The sequence below is a fragment of the Amycolatopsis kentuckyensis genome (assembly GCF_002155975.1).
GTDB classification, from domain to species: domain Bacteria; phylum Actinomycetota; class Actinomycetes; order Mycobacteriales; family Pseudonocardiaceae; genus Amycolatopsis; species Amycolatopsis kentuckyensis.
In genome coordinates this window covers 1-23,349 of the sequence record NZ_MUMI01000202.1, presented here as the reverse complement: position 1 = coordinate 23,349, position 23,349 = coordinate 1, and the positions used below count along the sequence as shown (strand labels likewise).

Sequence of the window (23,349 nt, the reverse complement as noted above, 5' to 3'; positions counted from 1 at the left end):
GGCACTCGTGCGGCCGCAGCCCGCCCGACAGGAACTCGGTCTGCTCGGCGGTGGTCACACTTCCGCCTCGGTCTTCTGCCGCGCCAGGTTCTCCGCGACCTCCGCCGCCCACGCCTCGTTCGCCTTCGTCGTGTCCACTTCGAACTCGAACCGCTGGGTCATGTCCTCGGTGACGTCGGCGACGTCGACGTAGAACTGCTGGTACCAGCGGCGAAGCTGGTAGACCGGACCGTCCTCTTCGCACAGCAGCGGGTTGTCGATCTGCGTCTTGTGCTTCCAGATCTCGACGTCCTGCAGGAACCCGGCCCCGATCCCGCGGGCCAGCTTCGCGGCGATCTTGTCCGCGTGCTCGTCGGAGATGCCCGGCGGCTTCCGCACCTTCATCCCGTACTGCAGCACGAACGACGTCGGCGTGACGGGGTAGTGGCAGTTGATGAGCACGCTCTCGATCTCGTAGCCCTGGAACGAGTTCACCAGCTTGTTGATCATGTACGACGGCCCGAAGTACGACGCCTCCGACCGCAGCAGGTTCTCCTCGCCGCCGTAGTTCGACGCCATGCCCATGTCCGGGCGGCCCTTGGTGTTGAGGTACTGCGTGGCGATGTGGCCTTCGAACACGTTCTTGAAGTACGTGGGGTAGGCGTAGTGGATGTAGAAGAAGTGGGCCATGTCCACGACGTTGTCGATGATCTCCCGGCAGTTGGAGCCGTCGATGAAGATCTCGTCCCAGGTCCAGTTGCTCCACTCGTCGCTGTGGGCCGCTTCGATCCGCGGGATCGCCAGCTCCGGGGGCGGCGGGTTGCCTTCCGGGTCGTGCCAGACGAGCAGCTGGCCGTTCTGCTCCTCCGTCGTCCACGACCGCGTCCGCGCGCGCAGCGGAACCCGCTTGGCGTAGGGGATCGAGACGCACTTGCCCTTGCCGTTCCAGCGCCAGTCGTGGAACGGGCAGGCCACCTCGTCGCCCTTGACGCTGCCCTGGGTGAGGTCGCCGCCCATGTGCCGGCAGTAGCCGTCGAGCACGTGCAGCTGCCCGGCCGAGTCCGCCCACACCACGAGCTTCGTGCCGAACGCGGTGATCGCGTGCGGCTTCCCGTCGCGGAAGTTCTCCGCCAGGCCGAGGCAGTGCCAGCCGCGGGCGAACCGGGTCGGCGGCTCACCGGCGTAGATGGTGCGTACCGAATCCTGCGTCATCGCTGCCCTCCCGTGGTCCCTCGATCTTCGTGCGCCAGCCGCGTCGCCGCAAGGTAGCCGAACACCATGGCGGGCCCGATGGTCGCGCCGGGTCCGGCGTAGGTCCGGCCCATCACGGCCGCGCTGGCGTTGCCCGCGGCGAACAGGCCCGGTACGGCCGAGCCGTCCTCGCGCAGCACCTGCGCGTGTTCGTCGGTGCGCAGCCCGCCCTTGGTGCCCAGGTCGCCCGGCACGATCTTCACCGCGTAGAACGGCGCTTTGTCCAGCGGGCCGAGGCTGGGGTTGGGTTTGTTGCGCGGGTCGCCGTAGTAGTGGTCGTACTTGCTGACCCCGCGGTGGAAGTCCTCGTCGACGCCCGTGCGCGCGAAGCCGTTGAAGCGCTCGACCGTCGCTTCCAGCGACTGGGCCGGGACGTCGATCTTCGCCGCCAGCCCGGCCAGCGTCGACGACTTCGCCGCGATCCCGGCCTTGAACCAGCGGCCGGGCAGCGGCTGGCGCGGCCCGATGCCGGTGAACATGTACCGGTCCTTGTAGCGCTGGTCGAACACGAGCCAGGTCGGGATGTGCTGACCCGGGCCGTCCCCGGGACCGTACATCGCGTGCACGGCCTCGACGTACGGCGCCGACTCGTTGACGAACCGCTCGCCGCGGGCGTCGACCATGATGCTGCGCGGCCGCGACCGCTCGGCCAGCGCGAACCACGGGCCGCCGGTGAGCGGCAGCGACGGCCCCCACCAGGCGTCGTCCATCAGGTCGAGTGCGGCGCCCAGCTTGAGGCCGGCGGTGATGCCGTCGCCGGTGTTGGCCTCCGCGCCGACGGTCCAGTCGACGCCGATCGGCGCGCGCTGGTACTTCTCGCGCATCTCGAGGTTCCGCTCGAAGCCGCCGCTGGCGAGGATCACGCCGCGCCGGGCTTCGACGACCCCCTGTGCGGTGACGACCCCGGTGACGCGGTCGCCGTCGACCTGCAGATCGACCAACGGCGTGTTGAGCCGGACCTCGACGCCGGCCGTGGCCAGGCCCGCCCGCAGCCCGGCCGCAAGCGCTTGCCCCATGCTCAGCAGCTGCTGCCCGCGGAGTTTGCCGACCAGCCACTGCCGGCCCAGCGACAGCAGCCGGACGGCCCCGCGCGGGTGCCGGGCGAGCAGGCTCAGCCAGCGGTAGTCGGCCTGGGTGATCGGGACGCCGAGCGGGGGAGCGCTGTACGGCGGTTCGAGGTGGGCCAGCTCGGCGCCCAGCAGCTTGCCGTCGAGGGCGACCGGCTCGACCGACCGGCCGCCGGGACGCCCGCCGGGGGCTTCGGGGTGGTAGTCGCTGTAGTCGCGGACCCAGCGGAACTTCAGCGGCGTGTGGTCGCAGACGAACCGCAGCACCTCGGGGCCGTGGGCGAGGAACGTGTCGCGCCGGACGGCCGGGACGGCGTCGCCGACGATCGAAGCCAGGTACTCGCGCGCCCGTTCGGGTGGCTCGTCGATCCCGGCGGCGCGCAGGGCGTGGTTGCCGGGGATCCAGACACCGCCGCCGGAGCGCGCGGTGGAGCCGCCGAAGCAGGGTGCCTTCTCCAGGACGACGACGCTCAAGCCGTTGTGGGCCGCGGCCAGCGCGGCGGTCATCCCGGCGGCACCACTGCCGACCACGACGACGTCGAACTGCTCCGTCATGCCACCTCTCCTGCAACGTGTTCCAGGTAACGAGTATCCAGTTGAGGGCCGCTTTCGGTCACCATAGACGAGAACGTGTTTCAGTTCTAGGGTAGCCACCATGGACGCACTCGTCGCGGACGTGGTCATCGTGGGTTTCGGGGCGGCCGGCGCCTGTGCCGCCCTCGAAGCGGCCGACGCGGGCGCCGACGTCATCATCGTCGAGCGCTTCGCCGGCGGAGGAGCCAGCGCGGTCAGCGGTGGCATCGTGTACGCCGGGGGCGGCACCGGCCAGCAGCTGGACGCGGGCGTCGACGATTCCGTCGACGCGATGTACGCCTACCTGCGGATGGAAACCGGGGACGTCGTCTCCGAGCGGACGCTGCGGCGGTTCTGCGAGGGCAGCCGCGAGATGATCACCTGGCTCGAGGGCAACGGCGTGCCCTTCGAAGGCAGCCTCTGCCCGTACAAGACGTCGTACCCGAGCGACCGGCACTACCTCTACTACTCCGGTAGCGAGGCGGCCGGCGGGTTCCGCGACGCGGCGAAGCCCGCTCCACGCGGCCACCGGGTCAAGGGGCCCGGGACCTCGGGAAAGATGCTGATGTCCCGGCTCAAGGCGGCCGTGCGCGCCCGCGGCATCCGGGTGCTGACGCAGACCACCGCCCGGACCCTCGTCCGCGACGGCGCCGGCCGCGTCACCGGGCTCGTCGCCGACACCCTGAGCGGCGCCCCGGCGTCGGTGCGGGCACGGCACCAGCGCCTCGCGCAGTACGCGGCCAAGCCCGGCATCTACGTTCCTTCGCTGCGCAAGTCGCTGCACCGCCGGGTCGAGCGCTTCGAGCGGGCGCACGGCCGTGAGCTGCGGATTTCCGCCCGGCGCGGGGTCGTGCTGGCCGCCGGCGGCTTCATCGCCGACCGGGAGATGGTGCGCGAGCACGCCCCGGCCTACCGCGGCGGGCTCGCGCTCGGCACGTCCGCCGACAACGGCTCGGGCATCCGGATGGGGGTCGAGGCCGGCGGGACGACCGGTGAGCTGGGCCGGATCTCCGCGTGGCGGTTCGTCACCCCGCCCAGCGCGTTCCTCGGCGGGATCATCGTCGACGCCGCGGGCCGGCGGGTCATCGACGAATCCCGCTACGGCGCCGCGATCGGGGAGAAGCTCATCGAGGACCACGGGAGCAAGGGCTGGCTGCTCGTGGACGCGCCGATCGTGGCCGAGGCGCGCCGGGACGGGCGCAAGCAAAGCCAGTGGTTCCAATGGCTCCAGCTGCGGTACCTGCTGCGCCGGGGCCGGGTCGTGGGGGAGACGGTCGAAGAGGTGGCGCGCAAGGCCGGCGTCGATCCCCAGGGGCTGCGCGCGAGCGTCGAGGCCTACCACGGCGACCGGGATCCGGTCGGCAAGCCCACCGAGTTCGTGCGGCGCCTGGACAACCCGCCGTACTCGCTGATCGACATCTCGGTGCGGCCGAACCTCGGGNNCGGCCGCACCGCCGTGGGAATCTGTTCGAGGTCCTACGTGAGTGGTCTGTCGCTGGCCGACTGCGTGTTTTCCGGCCGCAGAGCGGGGATCAACAGTGCTCTGGCGCAGGGCGTTCTCGACAAAAACGAGAACGTGTTCTAGTCTCTGGAGGGAGTGAAACAGAGAGAGGACTGCGCATGAGCGAGCAGGTGATCGCCGGGGTCCGGGACCTCCTGCCGGTCCTGCGGGAACGGGCCCAGGACACCGAGGACGCGCGCCGCGTCCCCGAGGAGTCCGTCAAGGCCCTGCAGGAGACCGGGTTCTTCAAGCTGCTGCAGCCGAAGCTCCACGGGGGCTTCGAAGCCGACCCGGTGAGCTTCTACACCGCGGTCAAGCTGATCGCGAGCGCGTGCGGGTCCACCGGCTGGGTCGCCTCCATCCTCGGCGTCCACCCGTGGCACGTGGCCCTGTTCGACGCCCAGGCGCAGCAGGAGGTCTGGAGCGAGGACCAGGACGTGCGGATCTCCTCGTCGTACGCCCCGATGGGCAAGGCCGAAGTCGTCGAGGGCGGCTACCGGCTGTCGGGCCGGTGGAGCTTCTCCTCCGGCAGCGACCACTGCACGTGGGTGCTGCTGGGCGGACCGGCCTTCAAGGACGGCAAGCCGGTCGACTTCTGCACCTACCTGCTGCCCATCGCCGACTACACCATCGTGGACGTCTGGGACACGATCGGCCTGCGCGGCACCGGCTCGAACGACATCGTCGTCGAGGACGTCTTCGTGCCGCAGCACCGGGCATTGAGCTTCATCGCGACGTCGAAGTGCAAGGTCCCGGGCCAGGCCGTCAACCCCGGCCCGCTGTACCGGCTCCCGTACGGTTCGGTGCACCCGACGACGATCACCGCGCCGATCATCGGCATGGCCCAGGGTGCCTACGACGCGCACGTCGAGCACCAGCGCAAGCGCGTGCGGGCCGCGTACGCCGGTGAACAGTCCAAAGAGGACCCGTTCGCCAAGGTGCGGATCGCCGAGGCGGCGAGCGAGATCGACGCCGCCTGGCTGCAGCTGACCCGCAACATCGAGGAGCTGTACGAACTCGCCAAGCGCGAGGAGCGGCTGCCCGCGGACCTGCGGCTGCGCGTCCGGCGCGACCAGGTGCGCGGCACCGAACGCGCGATCTCGGCGATCGACCGGCTCTTCGAGAACTCCGGCGGCCGGGCCATCCAGCGGGGGACGCCGATCCAGCGCTTCTGGCGCGACGCGCACGCCGGCCGCGTCCACGCGGCCAACGACGCCGAGCGCGCCTACGTCATGTACGGCACCGGCGTCTTCGGGCTCCCCGTCGAAAACGCGATGTACTGATGGCTGCTCCGGAAGGCAAGTACGTCCAGGCCGGTTCGCTGAAGCTGCACTACCACGAAGCCGGTGCGGAACACGCCGAGACGGTCATCCTGCTGCACGGCGGCGGGCCCGGCGCGTCGGCGTGGAGCAACTTCGGGCGCAACCTGCCGGAGTTCGCCAAGCACTACCGGACGATCGCGGTCGACCAGCCCGGCTTCGGGCGGTCCGACAAGCCGACCGAGCACCCGCAGTACTTCCGGTACAGCGCGGACGCCGTCGCCGGGCTGATGGACGCGCTCGGCATCGAGCGCGCCCACTTCGTCGGCAACTCCCTCGGCGGGGGTGCGGCGGTGCGGTTCGCGCTGAACCACGGCAAGCGCGCCGGGCGCCTGGTGCTGATGGGGCCGGGCGGGCTGAGCGTCAACCTGTTCGCGCCCGACCCGACCGAAGGCGTCAAGAACCTCGGGCGGTTCGCCGCCAAGCCGTCGCGTGAGCGCATGGAAGCCTTCCTGCGCATCATGGTCCACGACCAGGCGCTGATCACCGACGAGCTGATCGACGAACGCTTCGCCGCCGCGAACACCCCGGAGTCCCTGGCCGCGATGCGCGCGATGGGGATGTCGTTCGCGAAGCCTGATACGTACGAAGAAGGCATGCTCTGGCGCGAAGCCCACCGCCTGCGCCAGCGCGTACTCTTGATCTGGGGGCGCGAAGACCGCGTCAACCCGCTGGACGGGGCGCTGGTGGCGCTCAAGACGATTCCGCGCGCGCAGCTGCACGTGTTCGGCGGCTGCGGGCACTGGGCCCAGCTGGAGAAGTTCGACGAGTTCAACCGGCTGGCCCTCGACTTCCTCGGGAGTTCCTGATGGGCATCCGGTCACTGGGCTACCTCCGCATCGAAGCCACCGACATGGCGGCCTGGCGCGAATACGGCCTCAAGGTGCTCGGCATGGTCGAAGGCAGCGGCACCGATCCGGACGCGCTCTACCTGCGCATGGACGACTTCCCCGCCCGGCTGGTGATCTCGCCGGGGCCGGCCGACCGGCTGGCGACCACCGGCTGGGAGGCGGCCAACGCCGGCGAGCTCGCCGAGATCCGGTCGCGTTTGGACAGTGCGTCGGTGCCGTACAAGGAGGGCACGCCGGAGGAGCTGGCCGACCGCCGCGTCGACGAGCTGATCAGCTTCGACGACCCGTCCGGCAACACCCAGGAGGTGTTCCACGGCGTCGCGTTGCAGCACCGGCGCGTGGTGAGCCCGTACGGCCACAAGTTCGTCACCGGCGAGCAGGGCCTCGGCCACGTCGTGTTGTCCACAAAGGACGACGAAGCGTCGCTGCGGTTCTACCGGGACGTCCTCGGCTTCCGGCTGCGCGACTCGATGCGCCTCCCGCCGCAGATGGTCGGGCGCCCGGCGGACGGGCCGCCCGCGTGGCTGCGGTTCTTCGGCTGCAACCCGCGTCACCACAGCCTGGCGTTCCTGCCGATGCCGACGCCGAGCGGGATCGTGCACCTGATGGTCGAGGTGGAGAACACCGACGACGTCGGCCTGTGCCTCGACCGCGCGATCCGGCGGAAGGTGCCGATGTCGGCCACCCTCGGCCGGCACGTCAACGACCTGATGTTGTCGTTCTACATGAAGACGCCCGGCGGCTTCGACGTCGAGTTCGGCTGTGAAGGCCGTCAGGTCGACGACGACAACTGGATCGCCCGCGAGAGCACCGCGGTCTCGCTCTGGGGCCACGACTTCTCGGTCGGTGCGCGGCCGCCCGGCGCATGACGTCCGTGGCGGTCGACCAGACCGAGTTCCGCAGCGTGCTCGGGCACTTCTGCACGGGCGTCACGGTCGTCACCGGCCGCGACGGCGACACCCTCGCCGGGTTCGCCTGCCAGTCGTTCGCGGCGCTGTCGCTCGACCCGCCGCTGGTGCTGTTCTGCCCGGCCCGGACGTCGCGGACGTGGCCGGTGCTGGCGGCGGCGGGCCGGTTCGCGGTCAACGTGCTGGCCGAGGACCAGCAGGAGGTCAGCGCGGTGTTCGGGGCCCGCGGCGAGGACAAGTTCGCCCGGTTCGGCTGGACGCCGGCACCGTCCGGCGCGCCGCTGCTCGACGGCGCGCTGACCTGGATCGACTGTGCCCTGGAAGCCGTGCACGAAGCCGGTGACCACTACGTCGTGATCGGCCGCGTGACGGCACTGGGCGCGCCGTCGCAAGCCCGCCCGCTGCTGTTCCACCGCGGCCAGTACGCGGTCACCGAACCGGCCCGGGACGCCCTCGCGGCCATGCTGCCCTGGCCGCGTCCCGACGACTGGCTGTGACCGGGGTAGCTCCACCGGGTGGTTGTGCACGGGTTCACAGGTGGGCCGCATCCCATTCGCGAGAGAAAGCCGAGCCTCGGCGCGCACACTGTTACCGAGAAGACACCTTCCCGGGAGGAGTGAGTCGCGCATGCGTGGGCCCAGCGGACGGATCGCCCGGTTCGGGCGGCGAGTACGCCCCGGACGCAACCCCCTGGCCCGGGCGGGCGACCGCGTCGAAGCCCTCCTGCTGCTCCTGGCCGTGGCGGGCGCGCTGCTCGCGATCCCGTTCGCGGCGGCGTTCGGTTCCGAAACGTACGCGGCGCAGAACGCCCGCGCGGCGGAGGAACGCGCCACGCGTCATCCGGCGACGGCGGTTTCGCTCGCGGCGGCGTCCGCCCAGCCGTACAGCACCGACGGTGCCGGCGCCCCGGCCGCCCAGACTTCGGTCCCCGCGGCCTGGTTCGACGCCCGTGGCACCCGCCACACGGGCGACGTCCTCGCCGACCCGGGTAGCCCGGCGGGCACCCGTGTCTCGATCTGGCTGGACTCCCGCGGCGAGCTGGCGGGCGAGCCCCTGTCGGCGTCGACCTCGGCGGCGGACGGCGTGTTCGCGGCGATCCTGCTCTGGGCGGCGATCACCGGAGCCCTGGCCGGGGTGTACGCCACCGCCCGGTTCATCCTGATCCGCTGCCACGCGGCGGCATGGGACCGGGCGTGGGCGCAGGCCCGCCACGACAGCCGGTTCTGATCACTTCCAGCGGAAGTGCACGAACACCCTGCCGAAGTTGTCCTTGTCCTTCTCGACCCGGTGGTAGAGCGCCTTGACGTCCTTGCGCTCGAGGAACCGCAGGACGTGCTTCTTCAGCTGACCCGACCCCTTGCCGGGGATGATCTCGACGAGCGGCGCCTTCTTGGCGACGGCCTCGTCGATGATCGCTTTGAGCGCCCGGTCGATCTCGCCGCCGCGGTTGTAGACGTCGTGCAGGTCCAGCTTCAGCTTCACAGCGCCTGCCACCAGCCGTCGACCGCCGGGGGTGCTGCCGCGTCGATGCGCTCGCCCGGGCGGGGGATCGCCAGCGGCAAGTCCGCCTCCTTCGCCTCGCTCCACACCCGGTCGGCCGGCTCGCCCCACGGGTGCATCGCCAGCTGGAACGTCGCCCAGTGCACCGGGACCAGCAGCTTCGCCCGGACGTCGAGGCCCGCCGCCACGCCTTCCTCCGGGGTCATGTGGATGTCCGGCCAGAGCGGGGCGTACGCGCCGACCTGGATCAGGGCCGCGTCGAACGGGCCGTGCTCCGCGCCGATCGCCGCGAATCCGTCGAAGTAGCCCGTGTCGCCGCTGTAGAACACGCGGTGTGCCGGGCCCAGCAGCGCCCACGACGTCCACAGCGTGTCGTCGTTCGTGATGCCGCGGCCCGAGAAGTGCTGGGCCGGCGTCGCGACGAAGCGGACGCCCGCCACCGTCGCCTCTTCGTGCCAGTCGAGCTCGATGATCCGGCCGGCCGGGACGTGCCAGCGTTCCAGGTGCGCGCCCACGCCGAGGGGGACGAGGAAGGGCGCGTCGGAGGAGCCGACCAGCGTGCGGACCGTCGCCAGGTCGAGGTGGTCGTAGTGGTCGTGCGAGATCACCACGGCGTCGATCCGGCCGAGCGCCGACAGCGGTACCGGCGGTTCGTGCAGCCGCCGCGGGCCGGCGAACGCCGCGGGGGAGACCCGGTCGCTCCACACCGGGTCGAGCAGCACGCGGGCGCCGTCGAGCTCGACGAGCGTCGAGGCGTGGCCGTACCAGGTCAGGTGCAGCCCGTCCGCCGACTCGACCGGCCCGGTCGTCACCAGGGGCACCGCGCCGGCCGGTTTGCGCAGCTCACGGTGCTCGCCGAAGAACATCTCGCGGAAGATGGCCCGCATCGACGCCGCGGTCATCGGGTGCCGCGGCGCCGCGTTGCGGAACACCTTGCCGTCGAACTGCGGCGAGGAGCGGACCCGCTCGGCCCGGGCGCCGGTGGCCTTCGCGCCGAAGGCCGCGGGCAGATCCCGCAGGGCTGCGATCGTCTTCCTCATGGGATCGAGTCTACGAACGCTTCCTGAGAGGGGCCCCAGCTTCATGCAGGTGGGTGAGGGCCTGCCGGTAGGACTCGACGAGGCTCGTCTGCAGGTAGGGAATGCCCAGCTCGGCGCAGTAGGCCTGGACGATCGGCTGCGCCCGCCGCAGGTGCGGCGACGGCATGCTCGGGAACAGGTGGTGCTCGATCTGGTAGTTGAGCCCCCCGAGGGCGACGTCGGTGACGACGCCACCGCGGACGTTGCGCGAGGTCAGCACCTGCTTGCGGAGGAAGTCGAGCTCGGTGCGCCCGGTCAGCGTCGGCATGCCCTTGTGGTTCGGCGCGAAGATCGATCCCATGTAGACACCCCACAGTCCCTGGTGGACGGCGAAGAACAGCAACGCCATGCCGGGCGAGAGAACGGTGAACAGCGCACCGAAGTAGAGGACGAAGTGCGCGGCGAGCAAGGCGGCTTCGGTGCCGCGGCGGCGCAGGCCCGGCTTGCGGACCGCGCGGATCCCGGACCAGTGCAAGTTCAGGCCTTCGAGCGTGAGCAGCGGGAAGAACAGGAAGGCCTGGTACCGCCCGATGAACCGCGGCACTGGTCCGAGATCCGCACGCGCCTGGTCCTTCGACCAGACGAGGATGTCCGGATCGACGTCGGGGTCGAGCTCCTCGTGGTTCGGGTTGGCGTGGTGGCGGGTGTGCTTGTCCATCCACCAGCCGTAGCTCATCCCGATCCCGAGGTTCCCGGCGAGCAGCCCGGCGATTTCGGTGGGCCGCCGCCGCCGGAAGACCTGCTTGTGCGCAAGATCGTGCGAGAGCAGGGCGACCTGCCCGAACAGCACGGCCATGAAGGCCGCGACGGCGAGCTGCCACCACGAGTTCCCGAGCAGCGCAAAGGCCACCCACCCGGCGGCGAACAACCCGGTGACGACGCCGATCCGGGCGGTGTAGTAGCCGGGACGGCGGTTCATCAGCCCGGCGGCGGAGATGCGGTGGCTCAGCCGGGCGAAGTCGCTCCCGACGCTGTTCTCTGTGGTGGTCACCCACCCGAGTCTTCGCGGTGGCGGCGGTCGCGGGAAGCCGGTGCGCCCCAGGCGGTTTGCGGGGGCCAGCCCTACCGGCCGCGCTGGTATACGGCTGGAACTCCGTCCCGGAAGGCGAACCGGTCCGGAAGCCGGGCACCCGTGAAGTCGGCCCGCGTGAGTGTCGCGTCGGTGAGGTTCGCGTCCGTCAGGGCGGTGTTTCGAAGTTGGCGATTCTCAGATCGGCCGGCTGCGCACCGCCGTGCGGCATGCGCAGATGGGCACAGACCACGTTCATGACCGTCTCGGCCTGGTCGGCCCGGCGAACCGGACGGCGGCATTGGCGGAACCGAGCTGGTCGGCGGCTTTGGTGTAGAGCTCCGTGACACGCTTTTCGGTGGCGTCGAGGATCGCGTCCGCCGCCGTGTGTTCCTGGGCCAGCGCGACGACCCACCAGCTCAACCCGGGCGGACGGCGCGTCTGCGGTGGCCGCCACGGCGACGCCCAGGAGACCCGCCGCCAAGGCCGCGGCCCACGGCCGGCGCGCGGGGCGCAACGACCGCCGGATCAAGGTCAGCACGTGCTCTCCATCGTCGGCGCCGCCCGATCCGCTACGCGATGTACTCCGCGAGGTGCTTCCCCGTCAGCGTCTTCTTCCGCGCCTTCACCAGCTGTGCCGGCGTCCCCTCGAACACGATCCGGCCGCCGTCGTGGCCCGCGCCCGGGCCGAGGTCGATGAGCCAGTCCGCGTGGGCCATCACCGCCTGGTGGTGCTCGATGACGATCACCGACTTGCCCGCGTCCACCAGCCGGTCCAGCAGGCCCAGCAGCTGCTCGACGTCCGCCAGGTGCAGGCCCGCCGTCGGCTCGTCGAGGACGTACACCCCGCCCTGCTCCGCCATGTGCGTGGCCAGCTTGATCCGCTGGCGCTCGCCGCCGGACAGCGTCGTCAGGGGCTGGCCCAGCGTCAGGTAGCCGAGGCCGACGTCGGACAGGTGCGTCAGGATCTTGTGCGCCGCCGGCACCGCGGCGTCACCGGAAGCGAAGAACTCCAGCGCCTCGGTCACCGGCATCGCGAGGACCTCGCTGATGTCGCGGCCGCCGAAGGTGTACTCCAGCACGTCGGCGTTGAACCGCTTGCCCTCGCACACCTCGCACGGTGTCGCCGTGCTCGCCATGATCCCCAGGTCCGTGTAGACCACGCCGGCGCCGTTGCAGTTCGGGCACGCGCCTTCCGAGTTCGCGCTGAACAACGCCGGCTTGACCCCGTTGGCCTTGGCGAACGCCTTGCGGATCGGCTCCAGCAGGCCCGTGTACGTCGCCGGGTTGCTCCGGCGGGAGCCGCGGATGCCCGTCTGGTCGACCGTCACCACGCCTTCGCCGCCGGACACCGAGCCGTGGATCAGCGAGCTCTTGCCCGAGCCCGCCACCCCGGTCACGACCACCAGCACGCCGAGCGGGATGTCGACGTCGACGTCGTGCAGGTTGTGCGTCGAAGCCCCGCGCACCTCCAGGACACCCGACGGCGACCGCACCGACGACTTGAGCGTCGCCCGGTCGTCCAGGTGCCGCCCGGTCAGCGTGCCGCTGGACCGCAGACCGTCCACAGTGCCCTCGAAGACGATCTCGCCGCCCTCGGTGCCGGCCCGCGGGCCGAGGTCGACGACGTGGTCGGCGATCGCGATCGCCTCCGGCTTGTGCTCGACGACCAGCACCGTGTTGCCCTTGTCGCGCAGCTGCAGCAGCAGGTCGTTCATGCGCCGGATGTCGTGCGGGTGCAGGCCGATCGTCGGCTCGTCGAAGACGTAGGTGACGTCGGTCAGCGACGACCCGAGGTGGCGGATCATCTTGGTGCGCTGGGCTTCCCCGCCCGAAAGAGTCCCGGATGGACGGTCGAGCGAGAGGTAGCCGAGCCCGATCTCGACGAACGAGTCGAGCGTGTGCTTCAGCGCGTCCAGCAGCGGCGCGACCGATGGCTCGGACAGCTTCCCCACCCACGCGGCGAGGTCGCTGATCTGCATCGCGCAGGCGTCGGCGATGCTGATCCCGTCGATCTTCGACGACCGCGCCTCCGCCGACAGCCGCGTGCCGTCGCAGTCCGGGCAGGTCTGGAACGTCACCGCCCGCTCGACGAACGCGCGGATGTGCGGCTGCATCGAGTCGACGTCCTTGGACAGGAAGGACTTCTGGATCGCCGGCACCAGCCCCGAGTAGGTCAGGTTGATGCCCTCGACCTTGATCTTCGTCGGTTCCTTGTACACCAGGTCGGCGAACTGCTTCTTCGTGTACTTCTTGATCGGCTTGTCGGGGTCGAAGAAGCCGGAGCCGCGGAAGATGCGGCCGTACCAGCCCTCCATGCTGTAGCCGGGGATGGTGATCGCGCCCTCGTTGAGCGACTTGTTCTCGTCGAACAGCGCGGTGAGGTCGATGTCGTTGACCTTGCCGCGGCCCTCGCAGCGCGGGCACATGCCGCCGGTGATGCTGAAGCTGCGCCGCTCCTTGATCTGCCGGCCGCCCTTCTCGATGGTCACCGCGCCGGCGCCGCTGATCGAAGCGACGTTGAACGAAAACGCCTGCGGTGAGCCGATGTGCGGGGTGCCGAGCCGGCTGAACAGGATGCGCAGCATCGCGTTCGCGTCGGTGGCGGTGCCGACCGTGGAGTGCGGGTTGGCGCCCATCCGCTCCTGGTCGACGATGATCGCGGTGGTGATCCCGTCGAGCACGTCGACGTCCGGTCTCGCCAGCGTCGGCATGAACCCCTGCACGAAGGTGCTGTAGGTCTCGTTGATCAGCCGCTGCGACTCGGCGGCGATCGTGCTGAACACCAGGGAGCTCTTGCCGGAGCCGGAGACCCCGGTGAACACCGTCAGCCGCCGCTTGGGCAGTTCGACGCTGACGTCCTTGAGGTTGTTCACACGCGCGCCGTGGACGCGGATCAGGTCGTGGCTGTCGGCCACGTGCGGTGCGGTCTTCCTCGTGGGCTTGCTCATCGGGGTTCTCCAGCGTTCGGTCGGGTCAGCGTGCTTGTTGGATGCGGACGAGGTTTCCGGCGGGGTCGCGGAAGGAGCAGTCGCGGATGCCCCACGGCTGGTCGGTCGGTTCCTGGACGACCTCGGCGGCACCGGCCTGCACCCGCTCGAAGGTGCCGTCCAGGTCGTCGGTGGCCAGGTTGACTGCGGCGAAGCTGCCCTTGGCCATCAGTTCCGTGATGGTCCGGCGTTCCTCGTCGGACAGGTTCGCGTAGGCGGCGCCCGTCGGCTGCAGCACGAGCGAGGTGTCGGGCTGGCCGGGCAGGCCGATCGTGAGCCAGTGCTGGCCGCCGTAGTCGACGTCGTTGCGCACCTCGAAGCCGAGGGTGTCGCGGTAGAAGGCCAGCGAGGCTTCGTGGTCGTGGTGGGGGAGGAAGGTCTGGTGAATGGTGAGGTTCATGGGAATCACGCTACTTTCGGGCGCGCGGCCGGCGCTTCTCGATTCCTGATCGCTTCGGCGGCCCGCCGGTAATCGTGCGGGGAAAGGCCGTAGGCGTCCTGGAAACGGCGGACGAACAACGCGACGGGCAGGCCGGCAATGCGCGCGAGCGACTCGATGTCCAGTGGCCGCGCGTATTCGGTTTCGATGCGGTCGCGGACGCGGCGCAACAGCACCAGTTCGCGCAGGTGGTTCTGCGCGGCGGCCTTCAGTCCGAGGCACATGTCGGGTTCCTTTCCGGAATGCGCCCGAGCACCGCCCGGGCCGCGATCGGGAGCAGCAAGAGGGTCAGCACGCCGGAGAGCACGAGGCCACCGGTGCTGCCGGTCAGTTCGATCAGGGGCCCGCCCAGGGCGAGCCCGAGCGGGGCGGCCACGGTCGCGCCGGTCGTCCAGAGCGTGACGACCTGCTGCTGCTCCCCGGGAGCGAGCCCGGACTGCAGGAAGCTGTACGCGACCGGCGTGAACGGCGCGTAGACCAGGCCGCCGAGGCCGAAGACGAGCAGGGCCACGGTGAGGTCGCCGGTGACGGCGAGCGCGATCGGGCACAGCGCCCACAGGCCGATGATCGCGACGAGCAGCGGCCGCTGCGGCAGGTTCCGCAACCGGCTGACGAGCGCGGCGCCGAGGAACGCGCCGACCCCGAGCGCACCCCACAGCACCCCCAGACCGGACGCGCCGGCGTGCAGCGTCCCGCTCACGTGCAGCGGGAGCGCCACTTCGACCGGCATGTACAGGAAGTTGAAGAAGAACTCGACGACCAGCAGCCGCGCGGCGACCGGGCGGCGGCGCAGGATCCGCCAGCCCGACTCGTGGGTTCCCCCGTCGCGCAGCGCGTCGCGGTCCCCGGCCTCGCGGGGAACGCAGGCCAGCAGGATCAGCGCTCCGCCGGCGTCGACGAAGAGCGCGAAACCCGCGCCGGCGGTCGCCACGACGACCCCGCCCAGCACCGGCCCGGCGATGTAGAGCGCGAACGTCGTGTTCAGCCCCAGCAGGCCGTTGACCGAGAACCGGCCGGCCTCGCCCGCCGCCGACGTCGCCAGCAGGCGGCGGCTGCTCGAGCCGGCCAGCCGGAACGTGGCGCCGAAGAGCAGGCCGGCGACCAGCACCGGCAGCGTGAGCCGGCCGGTGACGGCCAGGACGCCGAGGGTGACGAAGGTGGCCGACCGCAGCACGCAGTCGGCGACGAGCAGCGTGCGTGGCGGCACCCGCACCCGGCCGAGGCCGATGGCCAGGGCCAGCACGGTGGCCAGGACGAAGGGCGCGGCCTCCACGAGCCCGATGGCGATCGCCTTCGGGACGTCGCCGTGGAGGGAGAGCGTCTGCACGGGCATGGCCACCAGGAGCATGCCGGTGCCGACGTTGGCCAGCAGGTCACCCAGCAGGAGCCCGGCGATCCGCCGGTCGCGCAGCACCTCGCGGTAGCCGAGCGCGGTCGTGGTCAGCGCAGCTCCTGGATGCGCAGGAGGTTCCCGGCCGGGTCGCGGAAGGAGCAGTCGCGGATGCCGTAGGGCTGGTCGACCGGCTCCTGGACGACCTCGGCGTTCCCGGCCTCGAGCTTCGCGAAGAGCGCGTCGAGGTCCTTGGTCGCGAGGTTGACGCTGGCGTAGGTGCCCTTGGCCATCATCTCGTTGATCATGCGGCGCTCGTCGTCGGTCAGGCCGGGTGTCGCGGCCACCGGCGACAGCACGATCGCGGTGTCCGGCTGGTTCGGCGGGCCGACGGTGATCCACTGCATGTCGCCGTACTTGACGTTCTGGCGGACCTCGAAGCCGAGGAGGTCGCGGTAGAAGGCGAGCGAGGCTTCCGGGTCGGTGTGGGGGAGGAAGCTCGAGTGAATGGTGACGTCCATGGCCGTCACCCTAGGTGGCCGCCGACGGCCGCGCTTCTCGATTCCTGATCGGTCTGGTGACCTGCTTGGCGACGCACGGCGGCATCCCGACGGTGGCCTCGGCCTGCTGCTCGCGGTAGACGCTCGGGGGCATCCCGACCAGCTCGGCGAACCGGGTGCTGAAGGTCCCGAGCGACGAGAAGCCGACGGTGAAGCAGACCTCGGTGACGCTCAGCTCGCCCTTGCGCAGCAGGGCCATCGCCCGTTCGATCCGCCGCGTCATGAGGTACGAATACGGTGACTCACCGTAGGCGCGCCGGAACTGCCGGCTGAGGTGCCCGGCCGACATGTTCACCCCACGCGCCAGCGCCTCGACGTCGAGCGGCTGCGCGTACTCCCGGTCGATCCGGTCCCGGACCCGCCGCAGCAGCGCGAGGTCACGCAGGTACTGGGCGGTGGCGGCGGAGCTGGTCACGCACGAATCGTGCCATATCGGACCGGGTCCGCGGAGAGAATCGTGTCGACCCCCCAATCACGCGTGTCGACCGTCCGATCACGCGTGTCGACCGTTGGCGCACGGCATCTCGCGTGCTCCAACCCGGATCTCGCGTGATTGGAGCCGGATCTCGCGTGATTGAAGGCGGAACTCGCGTGATTGGAGGGTCATCTCGCGTGACTGGAGGGTCGACACGGGGTCAGCGGAGGGTGTTGCGGAGGGTTTCGCGTAGCCAGCGCTGGGCGGGGTCGGCGTCCAGCCGGGCGTGCCAGGAGAGGCGGACCTCGAGGCTGGGCAGGTCGGCCGGGACGGGGAACCAGCGGAGGCCGAGGGTGGGGCCGTACTGCTCGGCGAGGCGCTCGGGCAGGAGGCCGACGTAGTCGCTGGAGGCGACCACCAGCGCGGCGACGGCGGAGGTGGGCACCACGGCCACGACGTGGCGGCGCAGGCCCGCCGCGTCGAGCACGTCGTCCAGCGGCCCGCGGGCGAGGCCGCGGCGGGACGCCGACACGTGCGGGTGGCGGCACAGCTGCGCCAGGGTCGGACGACGGTGGCGGCCCAGTGGGCTGTCCGCGCGCACCGCGGCCACCAGGCGTTCGCGGTACAGCACGGCGGTCCGGATGTCGGGTGCCGGGTGGTCGCCGACGCCGATGTCCAGGTCGATCGAGCCGTCGCGGAGGGCTTCGGCGCTCTCCGCGCCCTCGGCGACGAACCGCAACGTCACCCCCGGAGCCGCGGCCGAAGCGGCTTCGGCCGCGGCTGTCGCCAGGGTCGCGGCCACGCCGTCGTTGATGCGGATCGTGAAGGTGCGCTCGAGGTCCGCGAGCGACAGCTCGGTGTTGACCAGGGACGCCGCCTCCTCCAGCAGCGACCGCACCCGCGGTGCCGTGCGCAGCGCGAACGGCGTCGGGGCCAGCCCGCGGCCGGCGCGCACCAGGATCGGGTCGCCCATCGCCCGCCGCAGCCGGCCCAGCGCCCGGCTGGTCGCCGGGATGGACAGGTGGAGGCGCTCGGCCGCGGCCGTCACGCTGCCCTCCCGCAGGAGTGCGTCGAACACGCGCAGGAGGTTCAGGTCCAGCTGCTCGGGCATAGTTGCAGCGTACGCAAAACACCCTTGTCGAAGTTGCGTCGCGCGCAGCAGTGCGCCGTTCCTACCGTCGGGCTCATGCACCTCAAGCAAAGAACGAGCCTGCTCCCGCTCATGTGCGCGTGCGTCGTGCTCGTCGTCGGCATGGTCGCGGCGGTCAACCTCGCCGTCCCGCTGCTCGCCGCGAGCGCGCTGCACCCGTCCGCGTCGGCGCTGGTCTGGATCGTCGACACCTACGTCATCGTGTTCGCCTGCCTGGTGATCCCCGGCGGGGCGGCCGGCGACCGGTTCGGCCGCAAAGGCGTCCTGCTGGCCGGGCTGGGGGTGTTCGCGGCGGGCGCGCTGCTGTCGGCGGTGGCGCCCGGTGTCGCCGTCCTGCTCGCCGGCCGGGCGCTCACCGGCATCGGCGCGGCCGCGGTGCTGCCCAACTCGCTGGCCGTCCTGCTGCACGCCGTGCCCGCCGGTCGCCGGCCGGCGACCATCGCGACCTGGGCGTCGATGACCGGCATCGGCGGTGTCGCCGGCAACGCCGGCGGTGGGCTGCTGCTGGCGGGCGGGTCGTGGCGCTGGCTGTTCGCCGCCGCCGTGCCGGCCGCGCTCGCGGCGGCCGCCGGCGTCGCGCGCACCGCGCCGGTTTCGGCCCGCCACGACCGCCCGCTCGACCCCGTGGCCGCGCTGCTGCTGGTCGGCGCGTCGGTCGCGCTGCTGGTCGGGATCGTCCAGGGCCCGGAGGCGGGCTGGGGCAGCACGCTCGTCCTGACCGGCTTCGCCGGTGCGGCCGTGCTGTTCGCGGCGTGGGCGTTCGTCGAACTGAGGTCGGAGCACCCGCTGCTGGACCCGCGGCTGTTCCGGATCGCCGGTCTGCGCAGTGCCTGTCTCGGGATGACCACGATCTTCTTCGGCATGTTCGCGCTGTTCTACGTCAACGCGTCGTTCCTGCAGTACGCCAAGGGCTTCGGCGTCCTGGCGACCGGGCTCGGGATCGTCCCGCTGACGGTGCCGATCATCCTCGGCGGACGGCACGTGGGGCGCCTGTCCCGGCGCATCGGCGTCGACGGAACCGTTGCGCTGGCCTTCGCGTTCGTCGGGGCCGGCCTGTTCGGACTGTCCACGAGCGACACCACGACGCCCTACGCCGGCTATGCGGCCTGGCTCGTCGTGACCGGGATCGGGGTGACGCTGGCGCTTCCGACGCTGTCGGGCGTGATCGCGGGCTCCCTGCCGCCGTCGCAGGCCGGGGTCGGCACCGGGTTGCAGGCGACGACCCGCGAGTTCGGCAGCGCGCTCGGCGTCGCCGTGATCGGCACGGTGTCCACCGCCCGGTTCGCCGCCACCCTGCCGCCGGACGCCCAGGGGGCGCACACCGTGGCCGAGGCGCTCGCCCGGACTCCCCGCGCGGCCGACGTCGTCACGGCGTTCGTCGCGGGCACGGATTCGGGGCTGCGCGTCGCCGGTGCCGCGGTGCTCGTCCTCGGCGGGCTCGTCGTGGGGGAGTCGTGGTGGTCGCGGCGCACGCGGTGAAGACCGTCCCGGGGGTTCCCGTGCCCCCGGGACGGTCGTGCACCGGTGCTGCAAGACCGTGGAGTCCCTTCCGGTGGCATACCCGTCCGCCGGAACGACCTCCACGACCCGTGCGCCCCGGCGGAGTGACCCGCCGCGGCACTCGACCCCGGGCCCCCGCCCGGTGCGCCGGAAGAAGGCCACCCCGGGGGCGTCGGGTTCCCTCGGGATGGCCCTCTCCTGGCCCGCCGGGCGCTCGTGTCTTCGCCAACCCTCTTTCGAGGAGCCGGGGCCGAAGCCCCGATTGGCCCAGTGCGAGGCGGGCAGGGGGACGTTGGGGGCCGGCCACCACACCACCCAGCCGCGGAGGGGGTGTGGTGGCCGACAAGGGACGGAGGCCGCCGCGCGCAGCCCCGTCCCGGCTTCTCTACCTCCCCATCGGGATGGCCATGGTCGGCAGCGCCCCCGCCGGCAGCGACTGCGCCTGCAGCGCCGTCGTGGGCGGGGACAGCGCGGGGAACGCCGTCGTCGGGATGTCGTTGGCGAACTCGCTCTCGAACTCGCGCTCGAAGGCCTGTGCGTCGAACCCGCTGTCGAACTCCGGCGGCACGTCGGCCGCCAGCGCCGCGAGCGCGGGCTCGACCACCGGGACCTGCGGGACCTCGGCGACGGGCGCGGGCTCCGGCTCGGGCACGTAGTCGGGTGCGGGCAGCCGCCGGTCGAGCTCGGCCATCCAGTCGAGCATCGCCCGTGGCTTGTCCCAGCAGGAGATGCCGACCAGCCGGCCGTCGCGGACGAAGCCGGTGATGCCGTCGGCCAGCGACACCGTGTCCTCGGCCAGCGACGGCATCCCGCACATCTGCAGCCGCGTGTCGTACAGCGTCGACCAGGCGCGGGGGAGCGGGGTGAACGGGATGGCGCTGGAGTGGCCCATGAGCAGGTTGTCCGCCGCGTGCCGCGCCGATTCGACGGCGTTGATCCAGTGCTCGACCCGCCGCGGGGTCTCGTCGAAGCGCAGGTTCGGCCAGCGCGCGATGTCGCCGGCGATGACGACGTCGGAGGCGCCCTCGGCGAACAGCTTCGAGTCGCAGAGGACGCCGTCGCTGATGTCGAGACCGGAACCGCGCATCCAGTCCACCGACGGGACACTGCCGATGGCGAGCACGACGACGCTGGCCACCAGCAGCTGGTTGTTCGTCAGGTGCAGCCCGACGGTGTCCTTCGTGCTGATCCAGTGCCGGACTTCGCTCCGCATCGCCAGGTTCGCGCGGTGCTCGTGGTGCGCCTCGACGATGCCGCTCGAGACGCGGTCGCCGAAGCGGTGCAGCGGCGCCTTCGCGTGCCCGATCAGGGTGACGTCCCGGCCGATGTGCCGCATGCTCGCGGCGAACTCGTTGCCGATCAGGCCGGCCCCGATCACGACGGCCGGCTTCTTGCTGGCGTTGAGGCAGCGCCGCACCGCCATCGAGTCCTCGACCGTGCGCAGGATCCGCACCCGCGGGTCGTGCCGCGGCGCCCCGGGCAGGTGCCGCGGGTAGACGCCGGTCGCGGCGATCAGGCCGTCGTACCAGAGGGATTCGCCACCGGGCAGGTGCACGACCCGCTCGGTGGTGTCCAGGTGCGTGACCCGCGCACCGAGCCGCCAGTGGACGTCGAGGTCGGGCAGGTAGTGCGAAAGGCCCACGTCGCTGGGCCGTTCGGTCCCCATCACCAGTGCCTTCGAGACCATCGGCCGGTGGTAGGGCCGCCGGGCCTCGTCGCCGATCAGGACGATCTCGCCGTCGAACTTCTGTTCGCGCAGGCGTTCCGCGGCACGCAGCCCGGCGACGCCCGCACCGACGATGACGATCCGGTCGCCGTCAGCCATCGAGGTCCCCTCTCATCACGACCGCCTGCATCGGGCAGCAGCGAGCGGCCATCTTCGCCTGTTCAATGGTGGTTTCGTCCAGCAGCCGCGTGTGGAAGCGCAGGCGGCCGTCCTGGCCGAGGTCGAACACGTCCGGTGCCTCCATGGCGCAGATGCCGTAGAGCTCGCACCGGTCGTTGTCGACGCTGATCCGGGGCCCGCTTCCGGGCAAACGGAAGGGCATGTCAGGCCACCTGCTCTTCCACGAGGCCGATGCGCTCGAGCGTGCGGGCCGGCATGAACCGCAGCATCGACACCGTCACGGCCGGGACGAGCAGCGTGATGCCGCCCAGCCAGGTGACCGAGAGGTGGCCGTTGGCGATGGCGCCGAACCAGGAGTGGATCGCGATGAGCCCGACCGCCGGGTAGGCGCAGCGGTGCAGCCACAGCCAGCGCCGGTAGGACGTGAAGCGCTGCAGGCCCGCCGTCAGGAAGATGGCGAACATGACCTCGAAGCCGACGATGCCCGCGATGTGGCGCGCTTCCTGCCCGGAACTGCCCGGGATGAACATGTAGGCGAAGCTGTACGGCTGGACGGTCAGGTAGGTGAACCCCAGTGCGTGGACCAAGCCGAAGATGATCGTCCCGGTGGCCAGCACCATGTGGGTGCTGCGCAGGCCCTTCCGGCCGGTGACCGAGCGGATCCACCCCGTCGCGGTGAGCACACCCCAGGTGAGCGTCAGCATCGCCGCCCCGTAGGACGTCCGGGCGGCGAAGGCGGCGAGGCCGCGGGCGGCCGGGTCGGTCTTCGGCTGGAACTGCTGGGTGAGGAAGATCGTCGCGTCGTGCCATGTCTCAACCATGGCTACCCCCGGTTCTCGCGGTGGCCGGCCGGGACGACGCCCTGGTCCGGCCACGGTTGCTCTTGATCTGCCGCAGCGCGTAGAAGAGGCCGCCACCGACCAGGAGGAACAGCGCGCCCACCACGGCGATCTGGGACGTGTCGAGGCCGAGCGGCTCGCCGACGGGCGCCGAGGTGGTGGAGACGGCCGGAGCGGGCAGGGCCGTGTAGTCGACCATCCCGGTGCTCTCGAGCATCGTCATGTGCCGCATCACGGCCTGGTTGCCGACGGTGGCGAAGGCCCGCACGTCGTCGTTGCGGGTGCCGGCCCGCAGCTGCGCGAGGACGGCGAACACCGCGCCGTGCGCCGCGCGCAGCCGGTTGGCGAAGACGCGGTCGAACTCCGGGCCGGGGGAGGCGGCCATCTGCTCGGCGAGCCAGCCGCGCTGCTCTTCCGACGGCTGGTCGGGGACCGGCGAGTTCAGCTTCTGCGAGAGCGCGCGGGTCGCCACGTCGAGGCGGCCGTGGTCCATCATGATCGCGAAGCCGACCTTCTGGACGATCGGGCTGCCCTTCTCCATCGCCATCATGCCCGACGGCATCTCCCACAGGCCGGCCTGGCGGACCTTGGTCAGCAGGACCGCGTCGGTGTCGGAAACGGCGTTGGTCTGGGCGAGGGAGGCCGAGCCCGGCGCGAGCAGCGCCAGCACCAGTGCCACGACGAACAGGATCCGGACCAGCGGCCGGGAGCGCTCCAGGACCGACGGGGGTTCGAAGTCGAACCCGGCGAGCTCAGAGACCGAACGCATTTTGCCTCCACTCGTCCTGGGTGAGCGTGATCTTCTTGCCGTCCGGCGCGATCGGGTACCAGGCCTGGTCCAGGCCCTGGCCGGAGGTGTCGGCCGGTTCGGTGTCGCCGGTGAAGTGGTACAGCGGCCAGCCGGCCAGGGTGAGCTGCTGGCTGCCGTCGTCGCGGGTGATCTGGCCGATCAGGGACTGGTCGACGTCGATCGCCGGGAGGTTGCCGCCTGCCTTGACCGGGATCCACTTGGCCGCGCACGCGTCGGTGCAGTTCGACCGCGAGGGGTTGGGGGTGTCCCGGTCGTACCGGTAGATCGTGTACCCGGTCCCGTCGACGAGCAGGAGCCCGAGGTCGAACGTCTTCGCTCCCCTGAGCTGGCTTTTCGCGGGGTTGTTCGGGTCGGCGGTGATGCCCTGCGGCATCGGCAGGACGACCTGTCCCTGCTGCATGCCGGGCATCTGCATCCCGGCGGCGCCGCCGG

26 protein-coding genes are annotated in these 23,349 nt (G+C 71.3%); 7 read left to right on the top strand and 19 right to left on the bottom strand.

Translation table 11 applies throughout. From position 1 onward, the window contains the following. Positions 1-54: 54 nt before the first annotated feature. The gene (locus tag CCN39_RS20225; RefSeq protein WP_086844222.1) at positions 55-1,191 is read right to left on the bottom strand and encodes a 3-ketosteroid-9-alpha-monooxygenase, oxygenase component; all 1,137 of its coding nucleotides are present in this window, start codon (positions 1,189-1,191) and stop codon (positions 55-57) included. Continuing rightward, complete coding sequence (gene kstD, locus CCN39_RS20220) at positions 1,188-2,852, bottom strand: 3-oxosteroid 1-dehydrogenase (protein ID WP_086844220.1); 1,665 nt, start codon at positions 2,850-2,852, stop codon at positions 1,188-1,190. The genes CCN39_RS20225 and kstD overlap by 4 nt, the downstream gene beginning before the upstream one ends. Positions 2,853-2,952: 100 nt before the next feature. Here kstD and CCN39_RS20215 point away from each other — a divergent pair, with 100 nt between their 5' ends. The 6 genes from CCN39_RS20215 to CCN39_RS20190 all read left to right on the top strand — a co-directional run bounded on the left by CCN39_RS20215 (position 2,953) and on the right by CCN39_RS20190 (position 8,676). Continuing rightward, a complete protein-coding gene (locus tag CCN39_RS20215; protein WP_086844217.1) occupies positions 2,953-4,455 on the top strand; it encodes an FAD-binding protein in 1,503 nt (500 codons plus the stop codon). 35 nt (positions 4,456-4,490) lie between these two features. Next, positions 4,491-5,654, top strand: a complete 1,164-nt coding sequence (gene hsaA, locus CCN39_RS20210) for a 3-hydroxy-9,10-secoandrosta-1,3,5(10)-triene-9,17-dione monooxygenase oxygenase subunit (protein WP_086844215.1) — start codon at positions 4,491-4,493, stop codon at positions 5,652-5,654. Next, the gene (gene hsaD, locus CCN39_RS20205; RefSeq protein ID WP_086844214.1) at positions 5,654-6,499 is read left to right on the top strand and encodes a 4,5:9,10-diseco-3-hydroxy-5,9,17-trioxoandrosta-1(10),2-diene-4-oate hydrolase; all 846 of its coding nucleotides are present in this window, start codon (positions 5,654-5,656) and stop codon (positions 6,497-6,499) included. The genes hsaA and hsaD overlap by 1 nt, the downstream gene beginning before the upstream one ends. Then, the gene (gene hsaC / locus CCN39_RS20200; RefSeq protein ID WP_086844212.1) at positions 6,499-7,410 is read left to right on the top strand and encodes an iron-dependent extradiol dioxygenase HsaC; all 912 of its coding nucleotides are present in this window, start codon (positions 6,499-6,501) and stop codon (positions 7,408-7,410) included. The genes hsaD and hsaC overlap by 1 nt, the downstream gene beginning before the upstream one ends. Then, complete coding sequence (gene hsaB, locus CCN39_RS20195; protein WP_086844210.1) at positions 7,407-7,946, top strand: 3-hydroxy-9,10-secoandrosta-1,3,5(10)-triene-9,17-dione monooxygenase reductase subunit; 540 nt, start codon at positions 7,407-7,409, stop codon at positions 7,944-7,946. The genes hsaC and hsaB overlap by 4 nt, the downstream gene beginning before the upstream one ends. Positions 7,947-8,076: 130 nt before the next feature. Further along, positions 8,077-8,676 carry an Rv1733c family protein gene (locus tag CCN39_RS20190; RefSeq protein WP_086844208.1) on the top strand — a complete coding sequence of 200 codons (600 nt, stop codon included), beginning with the start codon at positions 8,077-8,079 and terminating at the stop codon, positions 8,674-8,676. Here CCN39_RS20190 and CCN39_RS20185 read toward each other — a convergent pair whose 3' ends face one another. From CCN39_RS20185 to CCN39_RS20135, 12 genes are all read right to left on the bottom strand, one after another. Then, positions 8,677-8,931 carry a Smr/MutS family protein gene (locus CCN39_RS20185; RefSeq protein ID WP_086844206.1) on the bottom strand — a complete coding sequence of 85 codons (255 nt, stop codon included), beginning with the start codon at positions 8,929-8,931 and terminating at the stop codon, positions 8,677-8,679. Continuing rightward, on the bottom strand, positions 8,928-9,989 hold the full coding sequence (locus CCN39_RS20180) for an MBL fold metallo-hydrolase (protein ID WP_086844204.1): 1,062 nt from the start codon (positions 9,987-9,989) through the stop codon (positions 8,928-8,930). Before CCN39_RS20180 ends, CCN39_RS20185 begins: the two co-directional genes overlap by 4 nt. Positions 9,990-9,999: 10 nt before the next feature. Beyond that, positions 10,000-11,019 (bottom strand): fatty acid desaturase family protein, encoded by a 1,020-nt coding sequence (locus CCN39_RS20175; RefSeq protein ID WP_086844202.1) that lies wholly within the window; start codon positions 11,017-11,019, stop codon positions 10,000-10,002. Between the two features lie 71 nt (positions 11,020-11,090). After that, positions 11,091-11,339: a pentapeptide repeat-containing protein gene (locus tag CCN39_RS52900; protein ID WP_086844200.1), complete on the bottom strand. Its 249-nt coding sequence runs from the start codon at positions 11,337-11,339 to the stop codon at positions 11,091-11,093. Next, the gene (locus CCN39_RS50745; protein ID WP_167455127.1) at positions 11,293-11,460 is read right to left on the bottom strand and encodes a hypothetical protein; all 168 of its coding nucleotides are present in this window, start codon (positions 11,458-11,460) and stop codon (positions 11,293-11,295) included. The genes CCN39_RS52900 and CCN39_RS50745 overlap by 47 nt, the downstream gene beginning before the upstream one ends. Positions 11,461-11,609: 149 nt before the next feature. Beyond that, positions 11,610-13,988 carry an ATP-binding cassette domain-containing protein gene (locus tag CCN39_RS20165; RefSeq protein ID WP_086844199.1) on the bottom strand — a complete coding sequence of 793 codons (2,379 nt, stop codon included), beginning with the start codon at positions 13,986-13,988 and terminating at the stop codon, positions 11,610-11,612. 25 nt (positions 13,989-14,013) lie between these two features. Then, positions 14,014-14,427 carry a VOC family protein gene (locus CCN39_RS20160; RefSeq protein WP_086844197.1) on the bottom strand — a complete coding sequence of 138 codons (414 nt, stop codon included), beginning with the start codon at positions 14,425-14,427 and terminating at the stop codon, positions 14,014-14,016. 5 nt (positions 14,428-14,432) lie between these two features. Continuing rightward, complete coding sequence (locus CCN39_RS20155; protein ID WP_086844195.1) at positions 14,433-14,690, bottom strand: AraC family transcriptional regulator; 258 nt, start codon at positions 14,688-14,690, stop codon at positions 14,433-14,435. Further along, a complete protein-coding gene (locus CCN39_RS20150) occupies positions 14,675-15,880 on the bottom strand; it encodes an MFS transporter (protein ID WP_086844194.1) in 1,206 nt (401 codons plus the stop codon). The genes CCN39_RS20155 and CCN39_RS20150 overlap by 16 nt, the downstream gene beginning before the upstream one ends. Positions 15,881-15,906: 26 nt before the next feature. Beyond that, positions 15,907-16,317 carry a VOC family protein gene (locus CCN39_RS20145; protein ID WP_086844224.1) on the bottom strand — a complete coding sequence of 137 codons (411 nt, stop codon included), beginning with the start codon at positions 16,315-16,317 and terminating at the stop codon, positions 15,907-15,909. A 10-nt stretch (positions 16,318-16,327) separates the two neighbouring features. After that, positions 16,328-16,771, bottom strand: coding sequence for a helix-turn-helix transcriptional regulator (locus CCN39_RS20140; protein WP_086844191.1), 444 nt, complete (start codon positions 16,769-16,771; stop codon positions 16,328-16,330). 220 nt (positions 16,772-16,991) lie between these two features. Continuing rightward, the gene (locus CCN39_RS20135) at positions 16,992-17,882 is read right to left on the bottom strand and encodes a LysR family transcriptional regulator (RefSeq protein ID WP_086844187.1); all 891 of its coding nucleotides are present in this window, start codon (positions 17,880-17,882) and stop codon (positions 16,992-16,994) included. Between the two features lie 111 nt (positions 17,883-17,993). Here CCN39_RS20135 and CCN39_RS20130 point away from each other — a divergent pair, with 111 nt between their 5' ends. Then, complete coding sequence (locus tag CCN39_RS20130; protein WP_086844185.1) at positions 17,994-19,400, top strand: MFS transporter; 1,407 nt, start codon at positions 17,994-17,996, stop codon at positions 19,398-19,400. 406 nt (positions 19,401-19,806) lie between these two features. On the opposite strand, the gene CCN39_RS20125 is transcribed toward CCN39_RS20130, so the two are convergent. The 5 genes from CCN39_RS20125 to CCN39_RS20105 all read right to left on the bottom strand — a co-directional run. Then, complete coding sequence (locus tag CCN39_RS20125; protein WP_086844183.1) at positions 19,807-21,246, bottom strand: NAD(P)/FAD-dependent oxidoreductase; 1,440 nt, start codon at positions 21,244-21,246, stop codon at positions 19,807-19,809. Beyond that, a complete protein-coding gene (locus CCN39_RS20120; protein WP_043783567.1) occupies positions 21,239-21,469 on the bottom strand; it encodes a ferredoxin in 231 nt (76 codons plus the stop codon). The genes CCN39_RS20125 and CCN39_RS20120 overlap by 8 nt, the downstream gene beginning before the upstream one ends. 1 nt (position 21,470) lies before the next feature. Further along, entirely contained in the window at positions 21,471-22,088 is a 618-nt protein-coding gene (locus CCN39_RS20115; protein WP_086844181.1) for a ferric reductase-like transmembrane domain-containing protein, read from the bottom strand. Continuing rightward, entirely contained in the window at positions 22,081-22,875 is a 795-nt protein-coding gene (locus CCN39_RS20110; protein ID WP_086844179.1) for a DUF4142 domain-containing protein, read from the bottom strand. The genes CCN39_RS20115 and CCN39_RS20110 overlap by 8 nt, the downstream gene beginning before the upstream one ends. Beyond that, positions 22,859-23,349 (bottom strand): hypothetical protein (locus CCN39_RS20105; RefSeq protein WP_086844177.1); only part of this gene is annotated, 491 nt, incomplete at its 5' end. The genes CCN39_RS20105 and CCN39_RS20110, both read right to left, overlap by 17 nt.

Bases quoted from the DNA above. Each gene is read 5' to 3' on its own strand.
- CCN39_RS20120 (WP_043783567.1), bottom strand. From the start codon at position 21,469: ATGCCCTTCCGTTTGCCCGGAAGCGGGCCCCGGATCAGCGTCGACAAC.
- CCN39_RS20180 (WP_086844204.1), bottom strand. From the start codon at position 9,989: ATGAGGAAGACGATCGCAGCCCTGCGGGATCTGCCCGCGGCCTTCGGC.
- CCN39_RS20125 (WP_086844183.1), bottom strand. From the start codon at position 21,246: ATGGCTGACGGCGACCGGATCGTCATCGTCGGTGCGGGCGTCGCCGGG.
- kstD (WP_086844220.1), bottom strand. From the start codon at position 2,852: ATGACGGAGCAGTTCGACGTCGTCGTGGTCGGCAGTGGTGCCGCCGGG.
- CCN39_RS20110 (WP_086844179.1), bottom strand. From the start codon at position 22,875: ATGCGTTCGGTCTCTGAGCTCGCCGGGTTCGACTTCGAACCCCCGTCG.
- CCN39_RS20165 (WP_086844199.1), bottom strand. From the start codon at position 13,988: ATGAGCAAGCCCACGAGGAAGACCGCACCGCACGTGGCCGACAGCCAC.
- CCN39_RS20160 (WP_086844197.1), bottom strand. From the start codon at position 14,427: ATGAACCTCACCATTCACCAGACCTTCCTCCCCCACCACGACCACGAA.
- hsaC (WP_086844212.1), top strand. From the start codon at position 6,499: ATGGGCATCCGGTCACTGGGCTACCTCCGCATCGAAGCCACCGACATG.
- CCN39_RS20225 (WP_086844222.1), bottom strand. From the start codon at position 1,191: ATGACGCAGGATTCGGTACGCACCATCTACGCCGGTGAGCCGCCGACC.
- CCN39_RS20155 (WP_086844195.1), bottom strand. From the start codon at position 14,690: ATGTGCCTCGGACTGAAGGCCGCCGCGCAGAACCACCTGCGCGAACTG.
- hsaD (WP_086844214.1), top strand. From the start codon at position 5,654: ATGGCTGCTCCGGAAGGCAAGTACGTCCAGGCCGGTTCGCTGAAGCTG.
- CCN39_RS52900 (WP_086844200.1), bottom strand. From the start codon at position 11,339: ATGCCGCCGTCCGGTTCGCCGGGCCGACCAGGCCGAGACGGTCATGAA.
- CCN39_RS20135 (WP_086844187.1), bottom strand. From the start codon at position 17,882: ATGCCCGAGCAGCTGGACCTGAACCTCCTGCGCGTGTTCGACGCACTC.
- hsaB (WP_086844210.1), top strand. From the start codon at position 7,407: ATGACGTCCGTGGCGGTCGACCAGACCGAGTTCCGCAGCGTGCTCGGG.
- CCN39_RS20190 (WP_086844208.1), top strand. From the start codon at position 8,077: ATGCGTGGGCCCAGCGGACGGATCGCCCGGTTCGGGCGGCGAGTACGC.
- CCN39_RS20130 (WP_086844185.1), top strand. From the start codon at position 17,994: ATGTGCGCGTGCGTCGTGCTCGTCGTCGGCATGGTCGCGGCGGTCAAC.
- hsaA (WP_086844215.1), top strand. From the start codon at position 4,491: ATGAGCGAGCAGGTGATCGCCGGGGTCCGGGACCTCCTGCCGGTCCTG.
- CCN39_RS20145 (WP_086844224.1), bottom strand. From the start codon at position 16,317: ATGGACGTCACCATTCACTCGAGCTTCCTCCCCCACACCGACCCGGAA.
- CCN39_RS20115 (WP_086844181.1), bottom strand. From the start codon at position 22,088: ATGGTTGAGACATGGCACGACGCGACGATCTTCCTCACCCAGCAGTTC.